The organism is Priestia koreensis (assembly GCF_022646885.1).
Lineage (GTDB): Bacteria > Bacillota > Bacilli > Bacillales > Bacillaceae_H > Bacillus_AG > Bacillus_AG koreensis_A.
In genome coordinates this window covers 809,952-832,645 of sequence record NZ_CP061868.1, presented here as the reverse complement: position 1 = coordinate 832,645, position 22,694 = coordinate 809,952, and the positions used below count along the sequence as shown (strand labels likewise).

The following is a 22,694-nucleotide window of genomic DNA, read 5'->3' as shown; positions in this document are numbered from 1 at the left end:
CAGATGGAAGAGGTCGTTTTTTGCTGTTATTTTTTAGTGTTAAGCATTTTTGCAATCGTACCGAAATCTAATGACTGACCGTTCGCTGTAATTGCCTTTACAATCTTATCCTCTTTTTCTTGTGAAACAGGCTTGTTGGCGATTTGAGCCACGCGTTTTACGATATTACGAACCGTCGTTTCATCCGAAAAGTTAGCCGTTTGTACGGAATTAGCAAGCTCCAAAATGTCCTTCATGTTAACGCCCGTTTTCTTTTCAATGTTTTTAAATAAATGATTATCCATTCGTAAGTTCCCTCCTTAACATTCCCTACATCGTATGTAATGGACACTGGGTTTGTGATACATTTGCCTAAAATTTGCGTTTTCTTCTCTAAAAATAGAAAAGTACGGGCTCATCACCCGTACTTGAAGTGCAACTTTTAGTTGTTATAATTAGCCACAGAAACAAGCTGCACCTACGATGATTAATAGAATGAATAATACTACGATTAAAGCAAATCCGTTACCGATACCACATCCGCCGCCATAGCCGTAGCCAACACAAGGATTACATCCGTATCCAAACATATGTTACACCTCCTCTTCTCTTTCTCTTTACCAAAGTATGTCATTGAGCAAGAAAGTGTTATAGGCAATTATGGAATTAGATAATTTTTCTTCTGTGTCGGTTGTCCCCTCATGATTACTGTCCAAATGGATCCTTCAGGTTCTTTTTCTCCATCTCATCCATTGTCGCATCGAGAGAATGAAGCTTCCCAAACGTGTCATTCTTTGATGATAAGCTGCCCTCAAGCTTACGCAAATTATCATGGTGTGGCTTCATAATATGAGTCTCAAAAAACTTTTCCAGCTGATCAAAGATATTCGTCATTTTCATCTTCCCCTTCATTTCACCGGGGGTTTTTAGTAACCCTCTCTTCTATACATATGAATAAAAAAAGAAGCGGGTGATATGTCTTACTCCTTCATCATCATTTGTTCACAATAATTCACTATTCGCTCTGCAAGACCGCGGAGCTAACCGAGACAATCAAAGAATGTAAAATATAAAAAAACCCTCAGGCGCGAAGCCTGAGGGTTTTCTACTTATAGAAACACAAATAATAAAATAATCGCAATCACAAAGCGATAAACCGCAAATGGGATTAGCTTTAAGCGTGACACAAGCTTTAAGAATGTGACGATCGCAAGTAATGCGACAAGGAATGCCGTCACAAGACCTACCGCAAACACCGGCCATAGATCCATTGATAAGTACTCGGCACTCTTGTATAAATCAAGTGCCGTCGCACCGAACATGATCGGCACCGCTACGATAAATGAAAATTCCGCTGCAATTTGGTGAGAGGCACGAACAAACAATCCTCCGGCAATCGTCGAACCTGAACGAGAGAATCCAGGCCATAGTGCAAGACATTGGAATAGTCCAATCGCAAATGCCTGTTTGTACGAAAGCTCGTCCATCGTTACCGTTGTTGGAACGGTTTTACGACTGTATAGCTCTGCTACAAGCATAAGTATCCCACCTGCAATGAGGGCGTACACAACCGTTTGTGGACCAAATAATTTATCTTTAATATCACTTTGAAATAATACCCCTAGCACACCAGCTGGAACGATTCCGATGATGATGTGGAAAATGTTAAAGGAATGCGTAAAGTTTCGTTTACGAAAGTCAACTGAAGACCATAAACGCTTCCAAAACACGACCACTACCGCCAAAATAGATCCGAGCTGAATGACAACTTCAAATGTTGTCGCCACCTGTTTCGTAATCACTCCTTGACGGAAGTTGAGGAAGTGATCCGCTAAAATCAAATGTCCGGTGGATGAAACGGGTAAAAATTCTGTTAATCCTTCTACTAAACCTAATATGAATGCTTTTAATAGAACTAAAAAATCTATCATCTTTAATTCCCCATTTATTTACTTAGTTTGATTGACCTTTCAATCTTATATGATGAACATTAAAAAAACAAGTCATCTTACGTTTATTTTCCCTAACAGACGTGTTACAGAAATGTTAAGAGGAATGCCCCTAAAAAATCAAAAAAGAAAAAGACATCACCAGGTTGGTAATGCCTTTTTGCTTCTTATATTGTTTAGCGTTTAGGAAGCTTTGAACCACAGCCACAGCCGCTTGATTTTTGCGGAGCTTTTTGCTGCGTATAGCCACCAGACGTATAGACTTTCATTTCAGAACCTGAGTTTTTGCTTTTCTTGCCAGATTGCTGGTTGCTGTAATAGCCTGGATATTGTCCATAATACATATCGCTTCCACCTCTTTTCTTCTCTTAAGGTGCGTTATGGGATAGTATATTCTAGTATTATTTCTCGTGTGCTCTAGTAATTGTCTCATTTTTACTGAAAATCTAAAAATGTCCCCTGTTTTTTTCTTGGTCGCTCATCTCCTTTCCGTTCACTGCTATTAGCCTGAACAAACCAAGACTCCTCTGATACTTTCGGAGACCTTGCAGGCACAGCTTGAGTAGCTGGCTTCTCCACTTCTGCGGCAGGTGTCGGTGTAGACGTTTGCTTCTCTTCTTCTCGAACAGACGGTGTGGTCATCACAAGGGCTTTCAACCATTGAATTTGTTCTAACAGCTGCTCTTTTTCTTCTTCATGCTTCTTTTGTAGATCTAACACTTGGTCTTTCCAGTCCTCCTGCGCAATTTCTGTTCGCTGATACTCGGCGTATTTCTCCTTATAAAATTCAAGCTCCGTTTTTAATGATGCTACATATTTTCGAAGTGAGTCCTGGTTAGCAAATGGATTTCTCATGTGATCTCCTCCTTTTTAAAAATGGGCGCTTCCAAAAAAATGCGTACTTATATGATGAAGATGTACATTATTTACACGTCTGAATCCTTTCTCTGTTAGTGCTGGCTCTTTTTTCCCCTCGTTTTTATAACCTTTTTCTCATCCCTGAATATGATATGGGTGAATAACGTATGCGTCGCCTTTTATGCCCTCATTACCGTGTGAAGAAATTCCGCACCTGTCAAGGAACACAAACAATAGTCATTCATACAATATAGTAGTCCGTCACCCATATGAAGGGCGTAGAGGAAGGACAATTATGATTAGGAGGTCAATATTCATGCATGATATTGTGGAAAATCTTTGTATTCGCGTACCAAAAGTGTATGACTGGGTAAAGCGTCAAGTTGATTTACCATTACTCAGCTATACAAACGTTAGAGACCTAGGTTTTGATTGTGAAGGTGCTACAGGATCTAACGATGATCCATGTGCGGTATTAGAAGAGCCATTTAACGTAGAGGTTCTTTTAACAAACGAGTTTGGTGAGCCAACAAAAGATGTAGAAGTAAGCGAAATCAAACAGCCTCATGGCAGAACACCTGTAGAAGTGACATTACCTAACGGTGATACCATCACTCTTTACAAAGTAAAAGTACTTGTAAAAGGTTTCTTCACGGTCGAAATTACAGACCGTATGGGCCATGTGTGTGTATCTGATGCAAAACCATTTGCAACAGCGCAAACATTCTTCTTATGTGCACCAAAAGGAACAAAATTAAATGGAAAAGTAACAACAATTGACGGTGAAATTGGAGATGCTAGCTTAATTTGTGTGGGCGGCAGATTCGCTCAATTAGACGTATCTATTTCCTTCTGCCTAGATGTTCAAATGGAAGCTGAAGTTAAAATCGAAGTTGAAGGACGCTTCTGCACACCTCGCTCCGAGCTTCCAATTAACTCTTGTGATACTGTTCACATCCCACCACAATGCCCAGAACTTTTCCCAGCGCACCAATCTGACGATGATTTCTGCTGAGAAGCACCATAGAGGAGAGAATTCTCCTCTATTTTCTTTATACCGATAAAATGATGCAAGATCATTTTATATGTATGGAGTGGACAAATTGGATATTCATGGATTTTTTTTGGTGAGGACTTTGATTTATGACTACATTTATTTTTTCATACATACATATAAAAAAGAACTGATCCATTTTGTGTGCTGCGTTTTTTTGCCATCAAAAGAAGGCGATAAAATCATCGAAGACTGTTAGAAAGGAGCTCTTGTATGAACCGAAAACTTCCTTCTTCACATGATGATGACATTCAACTCAAACAAAAGCTTATCCATTACAAGGCCGAGCTTAATCATTATAAACAGCAAGTAAGACAATTTGAGCGTACGCTTGAGCAGGAAAAGGAAAATACGGCGTTTTGGCGCAATAAGCATTCGGAAGCGCTCATTTCAAGCGAAAAAGATGCCGAAATCGAAGAATTAGAAAAGCAGCTGAATTTAGTAAAAAATGAACTAATCGAACAACGGATGGTGACGGATGGACTTAAACAAAAGCTAGCCCGCAGAGAGCCTCCTCAACCTATTCAGCAAGAGCGGTTTTTAAAAAGCGACCTCATCGCCTTTTTTATGTACTCCATTATTTGGCCGGAACAAACAGACGATCCGATCACGGTCGTTGGAAATGTAGTCATTCGAAACCAAACAACAAAGCCTCTTCATGCGCCTATTCTTTGCTTGAAGGTGAACCAACCGTCAGCCGCACAGCTAAGTGGAAAAATGACGGACCCTGGTTTAGACGATACGGACACCAGATCCGGCGTTCTTCAGGAATCTTCCTCTGAGCAATGGTACTATGCCTTACCGAATTGGAAAGAGAAGATCAAGCAAGACGGCGAATACTGGCTTAAACCAAGCTCTGTATCCATTATTCCTCCAGGTGGACTTTTATCCTTTGATAGCTTTCAGCTTTCGGTAACGCCTGGTGAGTCCATTTCATCCATTTTATTTCAAGGCTACTTGTACACCGATGAATGGAAGGAAGGAACGGCCTTGTTAAACAAAATCATTCTCAATTTTCCAGTATGACACGCGTTCTCTACATTCCGTCCGGTTATAAGCGCATTTATGAAGCGTTTGACGAGTGGTTCGTACAGGCTTTGAGCAAGCTCACTATTCCCCATATTGTGTCTCACCCATTTGAAACCGAGACGTCATTTTTGGAAAAGATAACAAAATTCCGTCCCACCATTATGATCACAATGGTGGGTGATAAGCTCCCTCTTTATAAGTTGCAGTACTTGCGTAAGCGCCGTATTATGTGCGGAGTTTGGCTAACAGAAGACCCTTATTATACGGATCGTACACTTACCTATGTTCGTGAATATGATGCTGTTATGTCCATTGAAGCTAACTCTGTTCGCTTTTATAAAACGTTTCATCCACACGTCTTACATTTGCCACTTGGTACGAATTCACACGTGTTTTATAAAAATGATGAACCTGTTCAGCATGAGATTAGCTTCGTTGGCTATCCGTATCAAAACCGACTCAATCTCTTAAAGCTCATTCTTCAGGAAACCCCACATCACGTAACGGTCGTTGGGAAATGGAAAAAACATGTGGCAGAACATCTTGCTTCCTCTCGACTTCATATTCACGAAGGCTGGTTTCCTCCGCGTACGATTGCATCCTTTTACAGGCGTTCTAAAATCAACTTAAACACGCTTCGTGATTCGCAGGAAAGCATGAATGAAAATCAAACAGGTATCCCCAATAGCAGCATAAATAATCGGACTTTTGATATCGCTTCTTGCGGATCATTTCAACTTCTCCCTCATACAGAAGGGTTGCAAGCGGCTTTTGAAATTGGAAAAGAAATTGTTTCATATGCTGGTGAAGATGAGCTGCTTCAAAAGCTAACGTACTATTTACAAAACGAAACCGAACGACAGGATATTGCACATCAGGCGATGCTCCGAGCCCAAAGAGATCATACGTTTCTTACACGAGTGCAAACGATGATTGACTTTATAAATACATGCAAAGAGGACCATCGCTCATCGCGATAGTCCTCTTTTTCTTTTATGGCATTAACATACTTAACTTCCACTCTAGGGGCTGGCCTTTTGGAATACTTGCAAACTCACTGCGCGCAAGCTCAATCGGGACGCGCTTTGACAGCTTTAATTTTTGTGCCACACGCGGAGGAATGAGCAGAAGCTGATGATTATCTGAGATGTACAGATTTGTTTCGTACTTAAACACGAACCCATTTGGAACAAGGTTTTTAGCGGAAATAATCGGAAAAATCGGCTCACCTGTTTGAAATTCGTTGAGAACACGTTCGGATACTAGTAGGATCTCTTTTTCTTGAATTCTAAATTTCTTCCATACTTTCCGATTTACTACCTGACGCTTTTGGTTGCCTTCAATGTAGTAGATCGTGGAGCGCTTTTTCGTCGTCACAAAACGATTTGTCGGAAACAGAGCGGCTTCTCCTAATGACTGCCTCGTAACGGGTATTCCCTCTAAATATTTATACAGCGTTGGATCTGGAACTTCTACGACATCTTCCATGCGGTATTTTAATGCTTCAAAAGCTTCACGCTCAATTTGTCTTCTTTTTTCATGATCAACCATGTAAATGTCATCACAAAGGCCTTTAATTAACGTACCTGTTGGAAGATGGTGAGGAAGGTATTGATTTAATCGTTGAAAGGACCCAGGTGTCTTAACCGTAGCGTCTAACGTTTGTGGCAACGGGTAAAAGTCTACGAACGCTGCAAGTCGCGCCCAAAAAGCCGCATCGCCGTTATGCCAATATTGAGGATGATCGTCCCAATAAGAGCCGTACTCTTTTTTCACCTTTTCCGCTAGGGATCTCGTATGCATAACCGAGCAATGATCAACCGTATTCTGAGGATCACGAATAACGCCTCTTGTTTTACGGATGAACTGTGAGTTCGTTTTATAATGTTGATTCATGACCCGAACCTCTTGATTCGAATAAACTACCTCTGCTTTTGGGTGCTCTTTTAAATACGTGACCATTTCTGATAGTCTATCTGGAAAATAGAAGCTATCATCTGTCAAATATGTAACATACATACCGCTAGATTTTTCAATAGCTTCGTTAATGAGTGTTGCATACCTCGTTGTTTTAAAACGGTCTGAGTCGGAAATTCCGCTATTGTGATAACGAATACGTGAATCCTCTAAATAAGAAGCAATGACGTTTTGTGTATCCGCATTAGACCCGTCGTCCATAATGAAAAGCTCCCAATCTTCAAAGCTTTGATCTAATACACTTTCAATTGACTTTCCGACAGATTGCGGTTTGTTATAGCTAGTGAGGATAACCGTAACTTTTTCACTCATCTCCAGATCACCTCTCTGTTTTATAACAATGTATATGTACGCATAAATAAAATATGTGCTATGGACAGCCCTCATCCGTAACACATATTAAAAAATTACCGATATTTTGTTGTCCAGTCGTACCCAATCTCCTCACTGTTCCACGCAATCCGATGCTCATCTGGGTTTTTAGGATCATACGGGCGATTCGTAAAATACAGAATGGTGGCGGGATTTTCCCCTAGCACCCGATACCCATGTGCCACACCTCTAGGAATCAACAGCAGGATTGGATTGTGCTCCCCCATATAATGAGTAGAGGTTTGCTGGAACGTTGACGAATGCGGGCGTAAATCGTGTAAAACAACCTGTGCATTACCGCTCGGAAAAAACCACAAATCATCCTGATGCTCGTGATAATGGAAGGCTTTAATTACACCTGGATAGCTCATCGATAGCGACGCCTGCCCAAACTCTTCTAAAAGTGATTCGTCGCTTCGAAGTAGCTCAGCGAAAAAGCCGCGATCATCACAATGCTTCAGCAATGGTTTAACTTTTACACCGCTAATCACAGAAAAGCTCCTCGTTCATATAAGCATCTAGCGCATCTTTCCAGTGGCGAAGCGGCAGGTCATAATGAGTTTGCAGCGCTGAATTCACTGGTCGGACTGCCTTAACTCGGTAATCCTTGCTCGTAATCGGCCGCACATAGTTTCGCTTTTGACCAATTCGTTCAAAAATCTCTTGAGCAAATTCATACCAGCTACAAGCCCCTGTGTTTGATACGTGATACACGCCAGGATTCAGGTCAATAATATCGCGCAATAAAAGCGCCAGATCCTTTGTGTACGTAGGGGATCCTGTACGATCGTGTACCACTTCGACTTCTTTATTCATCCTTGCACACTCTAGCATCGTATCAACAAAGCCGTTTTTATTTCTTCCGTACAGCCAGGACGTTCGGACAATATAGCTGTTCGGGTTTTCTAACTGCACCAAGCGCTCCCCAAGCCATTTACTTTTGCCGTAAATGTTCAAGGGATTTGGTTTATCTGTCTCAAGGTAAGGACACGGCTTTTCACCATCAAAAATGTAATCCGTACTTACATACACCATTTTTGCGCCTACACTTTGACAAGCTGCTGCCACAGAGCGCGCTCCAAAGCTGTTAATCATAAACGCACGCTCCGCCTCCTCCTCGCACTGATCAACGTTCGTAAACGCTGCACAATGATACACCACGTCTGGCTGAACGGAGACCATTTTTTCCTCTAGATGCGTTGGATCGGTAATGTCTAGCTCCTGCTTCGAATAAGTATATACATCGCAATCTTTTTTAAGTAATTGAGTGAGATAGGTGCCTAATTGACCGGTTCCACCAGTAATTATCACTTTCATAAGCATCCCCTACCTTTACTTCATATTTTCTTCGTACCACCTGATTGTTCGCTTCAACCCTTCATCAAACGGTGTCGATGGACGCCACTTAATAGACTTCTCCGTCTCTTTCCAGCACATGCTGTAGCGATAATCATGTCCCTTTCGATCTTGTACGTGCTGAAGCAATGATCGTGGCTTTTGAAGATAAGCTAATACTTGCTCCACCACTTCAATGTTTCGCTTCTCCTGCAACCCACCAAAATGATAAACCTCACCGGACTTCCCTACATCTAACAGCTTTCGAAGACCCTCACAATGATCTTCAACAAACAACCAGTCTCTAATTTGTTGTCCGTCACCATAGATTGGAATAGGCTGATTAGTGAGCGCATTTCGAATCACTTTTGGAATGAACTTTTCTTCGTGCTGATAAGGCCCATAATTGTTCGAACACCGAGACACCATCGCCTTTATTCCATACGTCCGCACATAGGAAAGCACTAGCATATCTGCACTTGCCTTTGAAACCGCATACGGATTCGTAGGCGATAATGGCGTTGTGCTTGTGAACGAAGAATCTCCATTTCCTAAGCTTCCGTATACCTCGTCCGTGGAAACTTGTAAAAACCGAGTTTGAGGTGACCTTTTTACCTGCTCGAGAAGTTGATACGTCCCCATAATATTTGTTTCTAAAAACCGCTCCGGACTTTCAATGCTTCGATCTACGTGAGATTCCGCTGCAAAATGGACGACGACATCATAAGGCTGTTCAAAGATTCGCTCGACATCACTTTTCTTACTAACATCTCCTTGAATAAATCGGTAACGCGGATGACTGTCTACTTCCCTTAACGCATTCTCCGAACTCGCGTAGGTGAGAAGATCTACATTCGTCACTTCATCCTCCGTGTACTTCATCATTTGCCTTATAAATTCGCTTCCGATAAAGCCAGCGCCTCCGGTCACAAGAATCCGCCTCACGTCAGGTCGCCTCTTTCATGCAAAAATTGATACGCAAGCTGATTTGCTTGAAACAACGAACGATGAGTCCCTGCATCAAGCCACCACCCCGTTAGCATTTCACTTTTCATAAGCTTTTCGTTCACATACTGCTTATTAACATCCGTAATTTCAAACTCGCCCCGATCCGATTGGGACACGTTTTTAATTCGCTCAAAAACATCCTCATGGTAAAAATAAATACCGGTTACGCAATAATTGGACAATGGGTTACTAGGCTTTTCCTCAATGTGTAAAATCGATTGTGTTTGCTCACAAAGAGTAGCGATACCGTAACGTTCAGGCTCTTCTACTTCCTTTAGAAGTACCTTTGCACCCTCTGATTGCAAGCGAAATTTCTCCACATACGATGTGAGGGAATCCTCAAACAAGTTATCACCAAGAAGAACGACGAACTTCTCACCGTCTACAAATTCTTCTGCTAATCCAACTGCATAAGCAAGACCGCTAATCTCGCCTTGCTTGACATATTGAAGCGCTACACCAAGCCCCTCACCGTTTCCGAGCAGTCTTTGATACATCAGTTCCTCACGATTATTGACGACAATTAAAATATCTGTAATCCCTGCTTCTCGTAGCTTATAAATCGGCCAAAAGATCATTGGATACGGTCCAACGGGAAGTAAGTGCTTATTCACATACTGCGTAAAAGGACGAAGCCTTGTGCCTTTTCCTGCTGCTAATATCACGCCTTTCACTTGTTGAAAGCCCCCCTTCCTTTCTGTCTATTTGATCATGTTTTCAATCAGACCTGCGCATCCAGCCACCGCTAAAATAATCACGATCGGAAGGACAATGGCAGACGCATACACCAAGCCAAAATACAGAGCGATAGCACACCACATACCCGTACACCAGTAACAGCTCAAAAGTTCCCCAATCCACTTTCTGAGTCCTTTTCCTTTTACATGAAGATACGTACCAACAGTACCGTCCTCTTGCTTTTCTTCAATCACTTCATGAAAGGGAGCGCGAATAAACCATGTAATCTTGTCAAATACAATCAGCCTAGTTAGACGGAATGTCGCAAACACAAAGAGAACTAAATAAAGCCACGTCATGGAAAGCATCCTCCTCTATCTTGTTGCACATAGTGAAGAATACTTGTAATACACTATGTGACAGAACTTGTTTATGTTGCTTGTTTTAACTTCAATACAGTAAAAAAAGCTAACACACAGACCGTGTTCATGTTAGCTTCGCAAGAATTTCATTAAATTTTAACAATCGATAATTGCTTAATATCCTTTAGTGCAATCTCTGTTTTCTCTGCATGAGGTGGGATGATAATATACATCGCATCCTGTGTCATTTGAACAATGGTTCCTCGGTACGTTTGATTTTTCGTTTCAACATCACAGACGGGCTGTGACATGTGCTTTGGAAACTGAAGCAAAAAGTTCGCTTTCTCCTCCACTGACATATGCTGAAACATTTTGTTTGGACCCTTTTGTTCTTCTTTCTTTTTTTCACTAGCTGGAACAGACTCAATGAGCGCAAAGCTTGGCTCTACTTTTTTCTCTGGTGCAGCTTCCTTCACAGGCGCCTGCTTTTCCACTTCCTGTTTTGGTGCTTTAGTAGCCTGTGGCTGTTGTGGCTGCTGCTCCTGATTAGAATGGAAATAATATTGCATCGAACGACTCATTTCTTGAATCTTCGGCTGAACAATATACATTAACGGCTCATTGCGTTCCGATTTCGAACGTGACTCAGTCATACACACCCCTCCATTTCATGGATTCTGTTACAAGTGTATGCCTGCTCACAAAAAAACTTGTCACTTTTTCAAAATGAATACGGGAGATGAAATGAGGAATTAAAGTGACCAATTACTTTTAAAAAGTGAACGATAGATTCTCCAATTGGATTCATGATCACCGTAAACGGAGCGATACAAGTCTAAAATCGAGTGGAGAGCCACACGCCGATACAACAAAAAAAGCCTCCCGACAAAGGGAGGCTTCCTGCACGAACAATTAGCGTGCCATGATATGGAATCCAGAATCAACGTGAAGGTTTTCACCTGTGATTCCGCGAGATAATTCACTGAATAAGAATACCGCTGTATCACCAACTTCTTCTTGCGTTGTTGTGCGACGTAAAGGAGCGCGCTCTTCAATGTCTTTAAGAATAGAGTTGAAGTCGCTGATTCCTTTTGCAGAAAGCGTACGAATTGGACCAGCAGAGATGCTGTTCACACGGATTTTATGTTGACCTAGGTCAGATGCTAAATATTTCACGCTTGCATCTAGCGACGCTTTTGCTACACCCATAAGGTTGTAGTTTTGAACAACGCGCTCTCCGCCTAAGTATGTTAACGTTACAAGGCTTCCACCTTCTGTCATTAGCTCTTTTGCAGCGTTTGCTACAGCTGTGAAAGAGTAAGAGCTGATGTTATGTGCTAATAGGAAGCCGTCGCGGCTCGTTGACACATAGTCACCTTCTAAATCTTCTTTGTTTGCAAATGCGATACAGTGTGCCACACCGTGAATCACACCTACTTGCCCTTTAATATCTGCAAAGCACTTTTGAATTTCTTCATCATTTGTTACGTCACAAGGTAACACGATCGAATCGTTGCGATCTAGAGAATCTGCTAATTCACGAACGTTTTTCTCTAAGCGTTCTCCAGCGTATGTAAAAATTAAGCGTGCACCCGCTTCGTGTAGGCTACGCGCGATGCCCCAAGCAATGCTTCGTTTATTCGCAACGCCCATAACTACTACATTACGATTTTCAAGGGATAGACTTTTCATAATAAATGTAATCCTCCTATTTAACACAAGTTATTAGTACCTAGTATTAATATCAGTATACCATAATCCATTATCATTACAATACTCTAAACGACCTGCATAAAACAAGCGGCAGACCATCGTCTGCCGCTTTCCTTTATCCTCTAGACTGAAGAACTAACTTCAATTCATTTACATACTCAGGAGATCCTGTCACGATGAGCTCGTCGCCAACTTTTAGCTCCGTATCACCATGAGGAACAATTGAGTCGTTTCCACGGAAAATCCGAACAAAAATGACGTCTCCAGTAAACGGGAATTTCCTTAAAAGAATGCCATCATATTTATGATTTTTCAGGTTCACCTGATAAAGGGCCATATCCTGATTCGTAATAATATCGAGAACGGATGGTGATTCAATGAGTGACTTGAAAAGTGACGTTGTGGATAACAACTGACTAAATACTTCAATGTCCTTCTCACGCATCTCGTTAATGAGCTCTGGATGCTCTACTCGGGCAATGACGCGATCAATTCCTTCACTTTTCGCTGCGGATGCGACGCGTGCATTTCGCTCTTCATCGCCCGTCGTAATGACTAAAATATCCGTATCACAGGCGCGACTGTTTTTAATCACGTCTGCTTCATAGCTATCAATTTCGACAATCTCAAACAGAGAATCGGTGATCATCATTCGATCAAGCTTCTCCTGTCTCGGATGATACATCGTCACATCATAATACATTGGATTCAATTCACGCGTAACGGGAAGTGACAGGTTGTTTGCACCGATAAAGTTGACTCGAATACGATTTGTTTCGATTTGCTTTTTCGGGAACAATTTTTTAAAAATAACCGGTGTAATAATACACGTAATGATGGCGACGAGTATGAGTGCCCCTGATACTTGGCTGCTAATTACGTTTAAGTTCTGTCCCACTTTCGCAGCTGCAATTACGAGTGAAAGCGTGGACGTTAATAGAAATCCAGAAGCAAGAACTGTTTTCGTATCAAACCACTTCTTCAAAATCCACACCGGAATGATTTTAGAAATTAAAAGTGCAACTAACAGTAATGGCATTAAGATTAGGACTTTTTTATCGCTGAAGAGTGACCATACATCAAGATCCACCCCTACCATCACGAAGAAGATTGGAATTAAAAATCCGTATCCGAACGAATCTAGCTTATGAACGAGCTCTTCATTCGGAGACAGCAACGATACGAGCACACCGGCTAAAAACGCACCTAATATGTTTTCTGCACCAATTTTTTCTGATACGCCAACAAGGATGATAATAAGAGCGAACACCGCTCGTGTATCAATTTGAATCGTCCCTTTTGACATCGTTTCAATGAAGGAGCGATTTTGAAACACCTTTCCTCCCACATAAAAGATAACGCCTACTCCGAACAGAATAAGCAACAGCCATGTGCTGCCGCCTCCCTTATCATTAAGAGAAACGAAAACCGCTAGCAGGATCATCGTCACTAAATCCGCAATAACGGCAATTAGCAAGATGGTTTGTCCGATGGAGCTTTTCATAATCTGTTCTTCTTTTAACGTTGGAACAACCACCCCAAGGGAAATGGTCGAAATGATTAACGTCATTAAAAAGGCATTTTCAATAAAGCCTGCCCAAACGAACAGATAAGATAACACTAACGACACAATGAAAATCGCCATAAAAACGATAAGTGCGGCCGAAAAAGCATTGGGTGCTTCTTTTCCGTTCGAAAGTTTTTCTTTTTTCTTATTTCCGGCAAAGGCCGAAAAATCAATTTCTAGCCCGCTTAAAAACATGAGAAAAATAAAGCCTAAGCTTGATAACGTTTCAATCCACATATCTGGCTTCACTAAATCAAGCCCGCTTTTACCAATAATTAAGCCCATGATAATTTCAGCTACTACCACAGGCAGGATCCTCAATTTAAAGCGATGAAGTAAAATAGGCGTTAAAAATGCGGCAATAACGACGATTACAAGTGATGTAATAGATGCGTCATGGTTCATTTTTATTCCTCCTCTTTGTGTATAATCTAGGTTGAATGTTTATTTCTGAAGGTAGCTCATAAACGTTGTCGCAAGACCAAAATAGATCAAAATACTAAGTAAATCATTTAGCGTTGTAATGAATGGTCCTGAAGCTACCGCAGGGTCAATTTTAAGGCGGTGCATTAACATTGGAACGAGTGCACCGGCAAGTGTTGCGACGATCAGCGTAGCAAAAATGGAAATCCCGACTAGCAGTCCGAGAAAGAAATCATGTTGCCATACGTATACCACACCGGTTACAAGAATCCCACAGGATGTACCAACGATTAATCCTGTACCAAGCTCACGCATGATCATTTTCCAAATTCCTTCCCGCTCAATATCACCTGTCGCAAGTCCTCTGACTGCAACCGCTAACGCCTGTGTTCCCGTATTCCCTGACATCCCTGCAATTAATGGTATAAATACGGCTAAGATCGCCACTTTATTCAATGTATCTTCAAAATGACCAATTAGACTCGCGGTCATCATTCCTAAAAACAGGAGGATTACAAGCCAAGGCAGCCGCTTTTTTGCCGCCTGCAGCGAACTAGTATTCATCGACTCAACGTCACTAACACCGGCAAGCTTTGAATAATCTTCAGAGGCTTCTTCATCGATAACATCTAACACGTCATCGACTGTAATAATCCCTAACAAATGCTTTTGAAAATCAACAACGGGGATCGCCAGGAAATTATAATCACGCATGGTTTTCGCCACAATTTCCTGATCATCTGCAACAGAGGCTGAGACGACACGCTCATTCATAATGTCAGAGATCATCGTCTCTTCGTCAGAAACAATGAGATCGCGGAGAGAAACGACGCCCACTAGCTTCTTTTCTTCATCTATGACAAAGATGTAGTAGATTGTTTCTGCATCAGGCGCTTCTTTTCGGAGAATTTGCATCGCAGAACGAACGGTTTGATGTGAACGAATGGCCACATACTCCGTTGTCATGATACTTCCTGCGGTATCCTCCTCGTAGTGAAGCAGATCTTTAATTTCTTTTGCTGATTCACCGTCCATGATAGTCAGATAACTCGCTACTTGCTCCTTGTCCAGCTCGTTTAACACATCGACCGCATCATCGGCATACATTTCACCAAGCATGTCTGCTGCAAACGTCGGGTGCATTTCAGATAGAAGCTCTTGGTAATTCTCTTCAGGAATCTCTAGATTTTCAAACACCTCTGCCATTTCTTCAGGCGATAGAAATTGATACAACTTTTGGCGCTGTTCAGGAATGAGCAGCATATAAAATTTCGCTTGATCATATGGGTGCATCTCCAAAAACTCATCACGAAAATCATCAATCGCTTCTAAATCCAACAGCTCTAGAAGGTGAACGTTCAGCTGGGCTTCGTTCATTTCCTTTCCTTGTTCACTCATTGCTTCCTCCTCCTCTCAAAAAAACTCCCTCTACTTTATTATGAAACGCTGTTTGTTTCAACCTTTAACTACTCAAATGAGGAAAAACGCCTTTATCTTCTCCACCTACCCACTGCTTTTTAAAACAAAACGACTCCTCTTATGAATAGTTTGCACAAAAAATGTGTTATTTTAATAACAAGTTATCGTTTCAAACGAAAATACTCATACTGTAGGTGTTATCCAAATGAAAATTGATATTATTGGCGATATTCACGGCTGCTATCAAGAATTTAAAGACCTTACGACAAAGCTAGGCTACACATGGGGAAGCGGTCTTCCAATTCATCCAAACGGACGGCAGCTCGCCTTTGTGGGGGATTTAACAGACAGAGGACCACACTCACTTAAAATCATTCGCATCGTGTATCAGCTCGTTGTAGAAAAAAAGATCGCCTTTTACGCACCGGGCAATCACTGTGATAAGCTTTATCGCTTTTTTCAAGGAAATAAAGTACAGCACAAGCACGGACTTGAAACAACGGTTGCAGAATATGAGGCCTGTTCACCTGCTGAAAAGAAAAAGATTACACACATGTTTACAGAACTGTATGAAAAAGCGCCTCTTTACGTGGAGTTGTTTGATCAAAAGCTGATCATTGCCCATGCAGGGATTCGTGAGCGCTATATTGGGCGCTATGACAAAAAGGTAAGAACGTTCGTTTTATACGGGGACATTACCGGTGAAACAGATGAAAAAGGAATGCCGATTCGACGGGATTGGGCAAAAGATTATCACGGCGATTCCTTTGTGGTGTATGGTCATACCCCAGTTAAAACGCCTAGACAGATGAATCATACGATCAATATTGATACCGGCGCTGTGTTTGGTGGTGCTCTGACAGCTTTTCAATATCCAGAAATGACCACTGTATCCGTTCCGTCTACAATGCCTTATGTAGAGGAAAAATTCCGTTCGTTTGATTAACACAAACAAGGAGCAGGTGTGAGTACCTGCTCCTCTTTTAGAAAAATCGTTAGCCGATTTTTTCTTCTGTTGTATTTGTATGCTTCTCATCTGTATGTCTAAATTTAAAGATTGATATTAACACTAAAACAGCAAGCAAAATCAGACATGTGATGATACTAACGCGGTTCTCCTCATTAAATAAGAACATAATACAAATGCCGGTTAAAATAAGCGCTGTGATCGCCGTAATATATGGAAACCCCCAGATTTTAAAGCTTGGCGTTTTTCCATAGGTCGGGCGGAGCTTATGCTGTGCCAAACAAATGCTAATCCATACTAATGATACAACAAATCCTGGGAAGGCCATTAAAATGGTAAATACATTATTTTGCGCAAAGTAAGCAATCATCGAGCCACAAATTAAGACAACAGCACTAATGAGCAGTCCGTAAATCGGCACACCACTTTTAGATACCTTTGAAAGAGCTTTTGGTGCTTCACCGTCCTGAGCAAGTGAATGCATCATACGTGTACATCCGTAAATACCAGAGTTAGCAGCTGATAAAACAGCCGTAATTAAAATGGCGTTCATAATATGAGAGGCTCCTTGCAAGCCTGTGGTTGCTAATACTTGAACAAATGGACTCGCTTGATCACCTAGCTTATCCCACGGAATTAATCCGCAAATAATCAGAATTGGCAGCGTATAAAATAGCACTATTCTGAAAATAAAGCTTTTAATCACTTTTGGTAACACGCGCTCTGCGTCCTGCGCTTCTGTTACCGTAACGCCAATTAGCTCTGATCCCCCGTAAGAGAACATAACAATTAATAGCGCAGAAAAAATCGACATCCAGCCGTTCGGGAAAAAGCCGCCGTGCGCGGTAAAGTTTTGCATATAGTTGGAACCACTGCTTGGGATAATTCCGAATAGAATACAAGCCCCTAGCACGATAAATACCATAATCATGCCGATTTTAATTCCAGCAAACCAAAACTCAAACTCTCCATATTTTTTCACATTCATTGTGTTAATTCCAATAATGACAACTGCACAAGCGAGACTCAAAATCCAAAGTGGAACCGATGGGAGCCAGTACTGTAAAAAGCTTCCGGCAACGACCACCTCGATAATACAGACGGCAAGCCACATAAAACAGTACATCCAGCCGATCACAAACGACGTTCGTTTTCCAAATGCCTTTTGCACGAACCCTTTCATATTTGTATTTGGATAGACAATCGCCATCTCTGCAATTGATCCCATAACAACTAATAAAAGAAGCCCCGCAAAAATATACGTAAAAATGACCCCAGGTCCTGCTAGCGAGACGGTTTCAGAACTTCCCTTAAACACGCCTGTACCGATCGCACCGCCCATGGCCATTAAGCTTATATGTCGTGGAAGTAGCTTCTTTTGAAGTGATGAATCCTCCATTGCTTGTCCTCCTTTATCTTGATCGTTACTGAGTATGTAATACTCGTAACTCCTATACATCTTATAGGAGTTACGAACGTTTGTACATGCTTAAATTAACTCAACCGGCCACAGCAAAGGGTTTTCCATTAATTGCTTGAAGCGATTCGTAAACGCAACGGCTGTTCCTCCGTCCGCTACGCGATGATCAAAGGACATGGACATGTTCATCATCGAACGAATCGCAATTTCATCATTTTCCATCACTACAGGCATTTTCTTTGTTTTGTGAAATGCCACAAGCGCTGTTTCAGGGTGATTAATAATCGGAGTGGCTGCTACGCTTCCGAGAGGTCCCACGTTACTAATCGTGAACGTCCCGCCTCTCAAATCGGCAGCCGTAAGCGCTCCTTCTTTCGCTCTTTTCGTCAAATCCTTTAGTGCCGTATGAAGGTCACGTATAGAAAGCTGATCTGCTCGGTGAATAACAGGAACAATTAAACCGTCCTCTGTATCTGTTGCAATTCCAATATTATATTCCTTTTCTAACCGAATTACTTCGTTGTCTTCATCTAACTTCGCATTGAAGACTGGAAATTGTTTTAATGAAACGATTAATGCTTTTATGAAGAAGGCAACAGCTGAAAGATGAATATCCATCGCCTTTAAATTCGTTCGGTATGAAAGAAGCTCGGTTAAATCGACTTCTTCAAAATGAGTAACGTGAGGAATCGTATAAAGTGACTGCGTCATTTTTTTCGCGATTTGTTTGCGGCGGCCTCTAAACGGAATTACATCGTGCTGAGCGACCGGTTCTTTTTCTTGATGAGCGTTAGGTGCTGGTGTAGGGTCTTGAAGTACATTTTCTTTTTCTACAGCAGGCGCTGCTTTTTGATCTCGTTCTTTCACAAAATCATAAATATCTTTCACCGTAATTCTTCCGACTGGACCAGTTCCTGTGATTTCGTTAATATCGACGCCAAATTCACGAGCGATTTTCCTCGTGTAAGGGGCCGCAATAATGGCCTTTCGAGCACCTTTTACAGGAGCTTCCGCTTGAGGTTTAACGCTAACTGGCGTGGACGGTGACTGACTAACAGGTGCAGCCTCGACCACTCTTTCTTCGCCTTCTTCTCCCATTAACACGATTAGCGTCGTACCAACTGAAACGGTTTTTCCGCAATCCACCATAATGTCTTTCACTTTCCCAGCAGCTGGGGACGGAAGCTCCGCGACCATTTTATCAGTCTGTACTTCGACAAGGGGCTGATCCACCTTCACCGTATCGCCCACTTTTACTAAATAATGAATAATTTCTCCTTCTGTCATTCCTTCTCCAATATCATGAAGCTTCACTTCAACCAATGTATTCCCCTCCTAAAAATGAACGACTTTTTCGATGGCTTTTAGTACACGCTGAGGTGTTGGTAAGTAATGTTCTTCGAGTGCAAAGAATGGAACAGGCACGTCAAACCCTGTGACACGTTCAATTGGTGATTTCATATAAAGAAACGACGTATCATTAATAATGGAAATTAAGTCATTTCCAAGTCCTCCCGTTTCGTGCGCTTCATGAACGATGACCGCTCGCCCCGTCTTTTGAACAGATTCCGCAATGATATCCTTATCAATTGGATAGAGGGTACGCAGATCGATGACGTCAGCTGTGATCCCTTGCTTTTCAGCTTCGTCTGCTGCCTTCATCGCAACCGGAATCATAGCTCCCCATGCGATAATCGTTACGTCATCTCCGTCTTTTAGCTTTTTCCCTTTTCCGATCTCAACCGTATACTTTCCTTCTGGAACTTCATCACGAACGGCGCGGTAAATTTTCATGGATTCTAAAAATAAAACAGGATCTGGATCTTCAATAGCCGCAATTAAAAGTCCCTTCGCATCGTAAGCAGAAGATGGACAAACGACTTTAATGCCCGGCATATGAGTGAACAATGCTTCAACGCTATCTGAATGAATTTCCGGTGCGTGAATGCCCGCTCCATAAGGGGCACGAATGACCATTGGAACCGTATATCTTCCCATCGTGCGCATTCGAATTCGCGATACGTGCGTCATAATTTGCTCGTAGGCTGGATAAATAAACCCTAAAAACTGCATTTCTGCCACTGGTTTAAAGCCATTAACCGCAAGCCCAACGGACGTTCCAATAATGCCCGATTCACTAAGCGGCGTATCAATGACACGATTTTCCCCGAATTGCTCCTGCAAGCCTTCTGTAGCGCGGAACACACCACCGTTTTTACCGATGTCCTCTCCAAGAAGTAGGATACGATCATCTTCTTCAAGCATTGTTCGAAGACCATCCGTTACCGCTTGAACAAGCGTTAACTGCTTTGTTTTGGTGCTACTGTCTGCGTGACGATCCATATTCATTACCATCACCCTTCCCTCCTACTAAATTGAAGATAGTCCTCTTTTTGCTTAGCGATTGTCCAGGTCGGTTTTTCAAACGTATAATCGAATAAATCGTGCACGTTTGGCGGTGGATAGCTTTCCATTTCTTTTACCGCGCTATCTATTTCACTCGCTATCTCTTGTTCAATCGTTTCCATCCACTTTTCATCCCATAAATCATGGACCTTCATATAACGCTCAAGGCGCATCAGTGGATCTCTCGTTTCACGAATCAATGTGCTGTCTGATTGATCACGATACTTGGTAGGATCATCTGCGGTCGTATGCGCACCGTATCTCCATGTCATTGCTTCAATGAGCGTAGGTCCTTCTCCGTTCCGCGCCCGTTCTAAGCCTTCTTTTACTTGAAAATACACGGCAAAAATATCGTTTCCGTCCACGCGAACACCCGGTATCCCGTAAGCCACTGCTTTTTGGGCAATCGTATCCGAATTCATTTGCTTTTGAATGGGAACGGAAATGGCAAACCCGTTGTTTTGGTTAAAGAAAATGACAGGTGCTTTAAACACGCTCGCAAAGTTGAGACCTTCATGAAAGTCACCCTCTGACGTCGCACCGTCACCAAAGTACGCAATCGCAGCATTTTTCGTTCCTTTGCGTTGCTCTGCCATCGCCGCACCTGCCGCATGCGGAAGCTGCGTTGCAATTGGTACAGCAGGAGGAAAGATTTTTTTCCCTTCTTCCGGTACACATCCTTCAACGCGTCCGTTCCAGTATAAATACGTGCGAGCCATATTCGCGCCAAAGGTTAACGTTGCGCCGTGATCACGATACGTAGGAAATACCCAATCATCCTTGCCAAGTGCGAGCGCACTTCCAACCTGTGAGGCTTCCTGCCCTTCGAACGGGGCATATGTTCCAATGCGTCCCTGTCTTTGAAGGCTTATTGCTTTACGATCAAACGTACGAATGCGAAGCATATGATAATAAAACGTTTTGATAAGGTCTTCTGTCATATCTTGTTTATAGCGTTCATCAATTAATTGGCCATTTTCACCGATAACTTGAAACATTGAGAATTCTGACGTCATCTTATCACCTCATAAAAAGTTATTTGCGAATCTCCCATTTTGGGCGTTTCGTGTGCGTAAAAAAGCTGTTATGCTCCTTGCGATCTTGAATACGTTTTTCACAGAAGCGATCCGCTGCTTGACTCGTGGTGATATCATCTAGATCTGCCTGCTTGTAAATTTCCAGTAGTGACGTATAAATGGATTTCGTTTTCGCTAACACGCGCTCTTTGTTGTACGTATAAAGCTCATCAGCTACTTGAATGAGCCCACCTGCATTTACGATGTAATCAGGCGCATATAAAATACCTTTTTTCTTTAACGCCTCACCGTGCTTTTGCAGTAACAGCTGGTTGTTTGCTGAGCCGGCCACCGCTTTGACTTTTAGCTGATCGATTGTGTCATCGTTTATAATTCCTCCGAACGCACATGGAACAAATACATCTGCTTCAGCTTTGTATACGTCGTTTTTTTCAAGAAATTGTGCTGTTCCTCCAAGCTCTTTTGCTCGTGCTTGAATTCCTTTTACAGCCTCTTCGTTAATATCACTCACATACAAATCAGCACCTGCTTCTAGCAATTGCTCAGCCACCTTGTATCCTACTTTGCCAAGTCCTTGAATAATGTAGGTTCGACCTGCCAAATCATCTGTTCCAAAGACAACTTTGTTCGTCGCTCTTAATCCATACACAACGCCAAGAGCTGTTGGAACAGAGGAATCGCCTCCTCCTCCGTACGCTTCTGGAACGCCAACAATGCAGTTTGTTTCTTTGGAGGCTGAAATAAAATCCTCCATGGACGTTCCCATGTCTGTTCCTGTATAGAATCGACCGTTTAACGAATCGACAAATTGTCCGAAAGCCCGAAATAATGAAGGGGACTTATCTTTCAAAGGATCACCGATGATGACGGCTTTCCCCCCACCAAAATCAACATCTGCAGCCGCACATTTATACGTCATTCCTCGTGATAAACGAAGAACATCCTCTAACGCCTCATCCATTGAACTGTAAGGAAACATGCGACACCCACCGAGCGCTGGACCAAGCGTCGTATTATGAATCGCAATGATTGCTCGTAAACCAGTCGATGGATCATTACAAAAAACAACCTGTTCATGACCATGCATTTTATCTAACAACGTTTCTTGTTCGTACCCTATATGTTTAATCATCTCTTATGC

25 protein-coding genes are annotated in these 22,694 nt (G+C 42.1%); 4 read left to right on the top strand and 21 right to left on the bottom strand.

What is annotated here, in order from left to right; all coding sequences use genetic code 11:
* Nucleotides 1-26: 26 nt before the first annotated feature.
* From IE339_RS04135 to IE339_RS04110, 6 genes are all read right to left on the bottom strand, one after another.
* A complete protein-coding gene (locus tag IE339_RS04135; RefSeq protein WP_053399501.1) occupies nucleotides 27-284 on the bottom strand; it encodes a sporulation-specific transcription regulator SpoVIF in 258 nt (85 codons plus the stop codon).
* 150 nt (nucleotides 285-434) lie between these two features.
* Nucleotides 435-569 carry a YjcZ family sporulation protein gene (locus tag IE339_RS04130; protein ID WP_083446362.1) on the bottom strand — a complete coding sequence of 45 codons (135 nt, stop codon included), beginning with the start codon at nucleotides 567-569 and terminating at the stop codon, nucleotides 435-437.
* Nucleotides 570-684: 115 nt separating this feature from the next.
* The gene (locus tag IE339_RS04125; RefSeq protein ID WP_242173796.1) at nucleotides 685-873 is read right to left on the bottom strand and encodes a hypothetical protein; all 189 of its coding nucleotides are present in this window, start codon (nucleotides 871-873) and stop codon (nucleotides 685-687) included.
* 215 nt (nucleotides 874-1,088) lie between these two features.
* The gene (gene bacA, locus IE339_RS04120; RefSeq protein WP_242173795.1) at nucleotides 1,089-1,910 is read right to left on the bottom strand and encodes an undecaprenyl-diphosphate phosphatase; all 822 of its coding nucleotides are present in this window, start codon (nucleotides 1,908-1,910) and stop codon (nucleotides 1,089-1,091) included.
* Between the two features lie 194 nt (nucleotides 1,911-2,104).
* Nucleotides 2,105-2,272: a hypothetical protein gene (locus IE339_RS04115; protein WP_242173792.1), complete on the bottom strand. Its 168-nt coding sequence runs from the start codon at nucleotides 2,270-2,272 to the stop codon at nucleotides 2,105-2,107.
* A 91-nt stretch (nucleotides 2,273-2,363) separates the two neighbouring features.
* Nucleotides 2,364-2,783, bottom strand: coding sequence for a hypothetical protein (locus IE339_RS04110; protein WP_242173790.1), 420 nt, complete (start codon nucleotides 2,781-2,783; stop codon nucleotides 2,364-2,366).
* Nucleotides 2,784-3,102: 319 nt separating this feature from the next.
* Here IE339_RS04110 and IE339_RS04105 point away from each other — a divergent pair, with 319 nt between their 5' ends.
* The 3 genes from IE339_RS04105 to IE339_RS04095 all read left to right on the top strand — a co-directional run bounded on the left by IE339_RS04105 (nucleotide 3,103) and on the right by IE339_RS04095 (nucleotide 5,849).
* Nucleotides 3,103-3,801 (top strand): BMQ_0737 family morphogenetic spore coat protein, encoded by a 699-nt coding sequence (locus tag IE339_RS04105; protein ID WP_242173787.1) that lies wholly within the window; start codon nucleotides 3,103-3,105, stop codon nucleotides 3,799-3,801.
* 252 nt (nucleotides 3,802-4,053) lie between these two features.
* On the top strand, nucleotides 4,054-4,866 hold the full coding sequence (locus IE339_RS04100; protein WP_242173785.1) for a hypothetical protein: 813 nt from the start codon (nucleotides 4,054-4,056) through the stop codon (nucleotides 4,864-4,866).
* A gap of 131 nt (nucleotides 4,867-4,997) precedes the next feature.
* On the top strand, nucleotides 4,998-5,849 hold the full coding sequence (locus IE339_RS04095) for a CgeB family protein (protein WP_242173782.1): 852 nt from the start codon (nucleotides 4,998-5,000) through the stop codon (nucleotides 5,847-5,849).
* Nucleotides 5,850-5,862: 13 nt separating this feature from the next.
* Here the strand turns inward: IE339_RS04095 and IE339_RS04090 are convergent, their stop codons facing one another.
* The 10 genes from IE339_RS04090 to mgtE all read right to left on the bottom strand — a co-directional run bounded on the left by IE339_RS04090 (nucleotide 5,863) and on the right by mgtE (nucleotide 15,702).
* Entirely contained in the window at nucleotides 5,863-7,158 is a 1,296-nt protein-coding gene (locus IE339_RS04090) for a glycosyltransferase family 2 protein (protein ID WP_242173780.1), read from the bottom strand.
* A gap of 95 nt (nucleotides 7,159-7,253) precedes the next feature.
* A complete protein-coding gene (locus IE339_RS04085; protein ID WP_242173778.1) occupies nucleotides 7,254-7,709 on the bottom strand; it encodes a dTDP-4-dehydrorhamnose 3,5-epimerase family protein in 456 nt (151 codons plus the stop codon).
* Nucleotides 7,702-8,535 carry a dTDP-4-dehydrorhamnose reductase gene (rfbD, locus tag IE339_RS04080; protein WP_242173776.1) on the bottom strand — a complete coding sequence of 278 codons (834 nt, stop codon included), beginning with the start codon at nucleotides 8,533-8,535 and terminating at the stop codon, nucleotides 7,702-7,704. Before rfbD ends, IE339_RS04085 begins: the two co-directional genes overlap by 8 nt.
* A 15-nt stretch (nucleotides 8,536-8,550) precedes the next feature.
* Nucleotides 8,551-9,498, bottom strand: coding sequence for a dTDP-glucose 4,6-dehydratase (gene rfbB / locus IE339_RS04075; RefSeq protein WP_277933941.1), 948 nt, complete (start codon nucleotides 9,496-9,498; stop codon nucleotides 8,551-8,553).
* Complete coding sequence (locus tag IE339_RS04070; RefSeq protein WP_242173773.1) at nucleotides 9,495-10,235, bottom strand: sugar phosphate nucleotidyltransferase; 741 nt, start codon at nucleotides 10,233-10,235, stop codon at nucleotides 9,495-9,497. Before IE339_RS04070 ends, rfbB begins: the two co-directional genes overlap by 4 nt.
* A gap of 27 nt (nucleotides 10,236-10,262) precedes the next feature.
* A complete protein-coding gene (locus tag IE339_RS04065) occupies nucleotides 10,263-10,598 on the bottom strand; it encodes a DUF1360 domain-containing protein (RefSeq protein WP_242173771.1) in 336 nt (111 codons plus the stop codon).
* A 152-nt stretch (nucleotides 10,599-10,750) separates the two neighbouring features.
* Nucleotides 10,751-11,254 carry a CotO family spore coat protein gene (locus IE339_RS04060; protein WP_242173769.1) on the bottom strand — a complete coding sequence of 168 codons (504 nt, stop codon included), beginning with the start codon at nucleotides 11,252-11,254 and terminating at the stop codon, nucleotides 10,751-10,753.
* 259 nt (nucleotides 11,255-11,513) lie between these two features.
* Complete coding sequence (gene fabI, locus IE339_RS04055) at nucleotides 11,514-12,293, bottom strand: enoyl-ACP reductase FabI (protein WP_242173767.1); 780 nt, start codon at nucleotides 12,291-12,293, stop codon at nucleotides 11,514-11,516.
* Nucleotides 12,294-12,429: 136 nt separating this feature from the next.
* Nucleotides 12,430-14,286: a monovalent cation:proton antiporter family protein gene (locus tag IE339_RS04050; RefSeq protein ID WP_242173764.1), complete on the bottom strand. Its 1,857-nt coding sequence runs from the start codon at nucleotides 14,284-14,286 to the stop codon at nucleotides 12,430-12,432.
* Between the two features lie 39 nt (nucleotides 14,287-14,325).
* Nucleotides 14,326-15,702 (bottom strand): magnesium transporter, encoded by a 1,377-nt coding sequence (gene mgtE / locus IE339_RS04045; RefSeq protein WP_242173762.1) that lies wholly within the window; start codon nucleotides 15,700-15,702, stop codon nucleotides 14,326-14,328.
* Nucleotides 15,703-15,928: 226 nt separating this feature from the next.
* Here mgtE and prpE point away from each other — a divergent pair, with 226 nt between their 5' ends.
* Nucleotides 15,929-16,669 (top strand): bis(5'-nucleosyl)-tetraphosphatase PrpE, encoded by a 741-nt coding sequence (prpE, locus tag IE339_RS04040; protein ID WP_242173760.1) that lies wholly within the window; start codon nucleotides 15,929-15,931, stop codon nucleotides 16,667-16,669.
* Between the two features lie 49 nt (nucleotides 16,670-16,718).
* Here the strand turns inward: prpE and IE339_RS04035 are convergent, their stop codons facing one another.
* The 5 genes from IE339_RS04035 to IE339_RS04015 all read right to left on the bottom strand — a co-directional run bounded on the left by IE339_RS04035 (nucleotide 16,719) and on the right by IE339_RS04015 (nucleotide 22,685).
* Entirely contained in the window at nucleotides 16,719-18,089 is a 1,371-nt protein-coding gene (locus tag IE339_RS04035) for an amino acid permease (RefSeq protein ID WP_242173759.1), read from the bottom strand.
* Between the two features lie 90 nt (nucleotides 18,090-18,179).
* On the bottom strand, nucleotides 18,180-19,433 hold the full coding sequence (locus IE339_RS04030) for a dihydrolipoamide acetyltransferase family protein (protein WP_242173757.1): 1,254 nt from the start codon (nucleotides 19,431-19,433) through the stop codon (nucleotides 18,180-18,182).
* Nucleotides 19,434-19,445: 12 nt separating this feature from the next.
* Nucleotides 19,446-20,465: an alpha-ketoacid dehydrogenase subunit beta gene (locus tag IE339_RS04025; protein ID WP_242173755.1), complete on the bottom strand. Its 1,020-nt coding sequence runs from the start codon at nucleotides 20,463-20,465 to the stop codon at nucleotides 19,446-19,448.
* Nucleotides 20,465-21,532, bottom strand: a complete 1,068-nt coding sequence (pdhA, locus tag IE339_RS04020) for a pyruvate dehydrogenase (acetyl-transferring) E1 component subunit alpha (protein ID WP_053399481.1) — start codon at nucleotides 21,530-21,532, stop codon at nucleotides 20,465-20,467. Before pdhA ends, IE339_RS04025 begins: the two co-directional genes overlap by 1 nt.
* Nucleotides 21,533-21,551: 19 nt before the next feature.
* Nucleotides 21,552-22,685, bottom strand: coding sequence for a Leu/Phe/Val dehydrogenase (locus IE339_RS04015; protein ID WP_242173753.1), 1,134 nt, complete (start codon nucleotides 22,683-22,685; stop codon nucleotides 21,552-21,554).
* Between the last annotated feature and the right edge of the window lie 9 nt (nucleotides 22,686-22,694).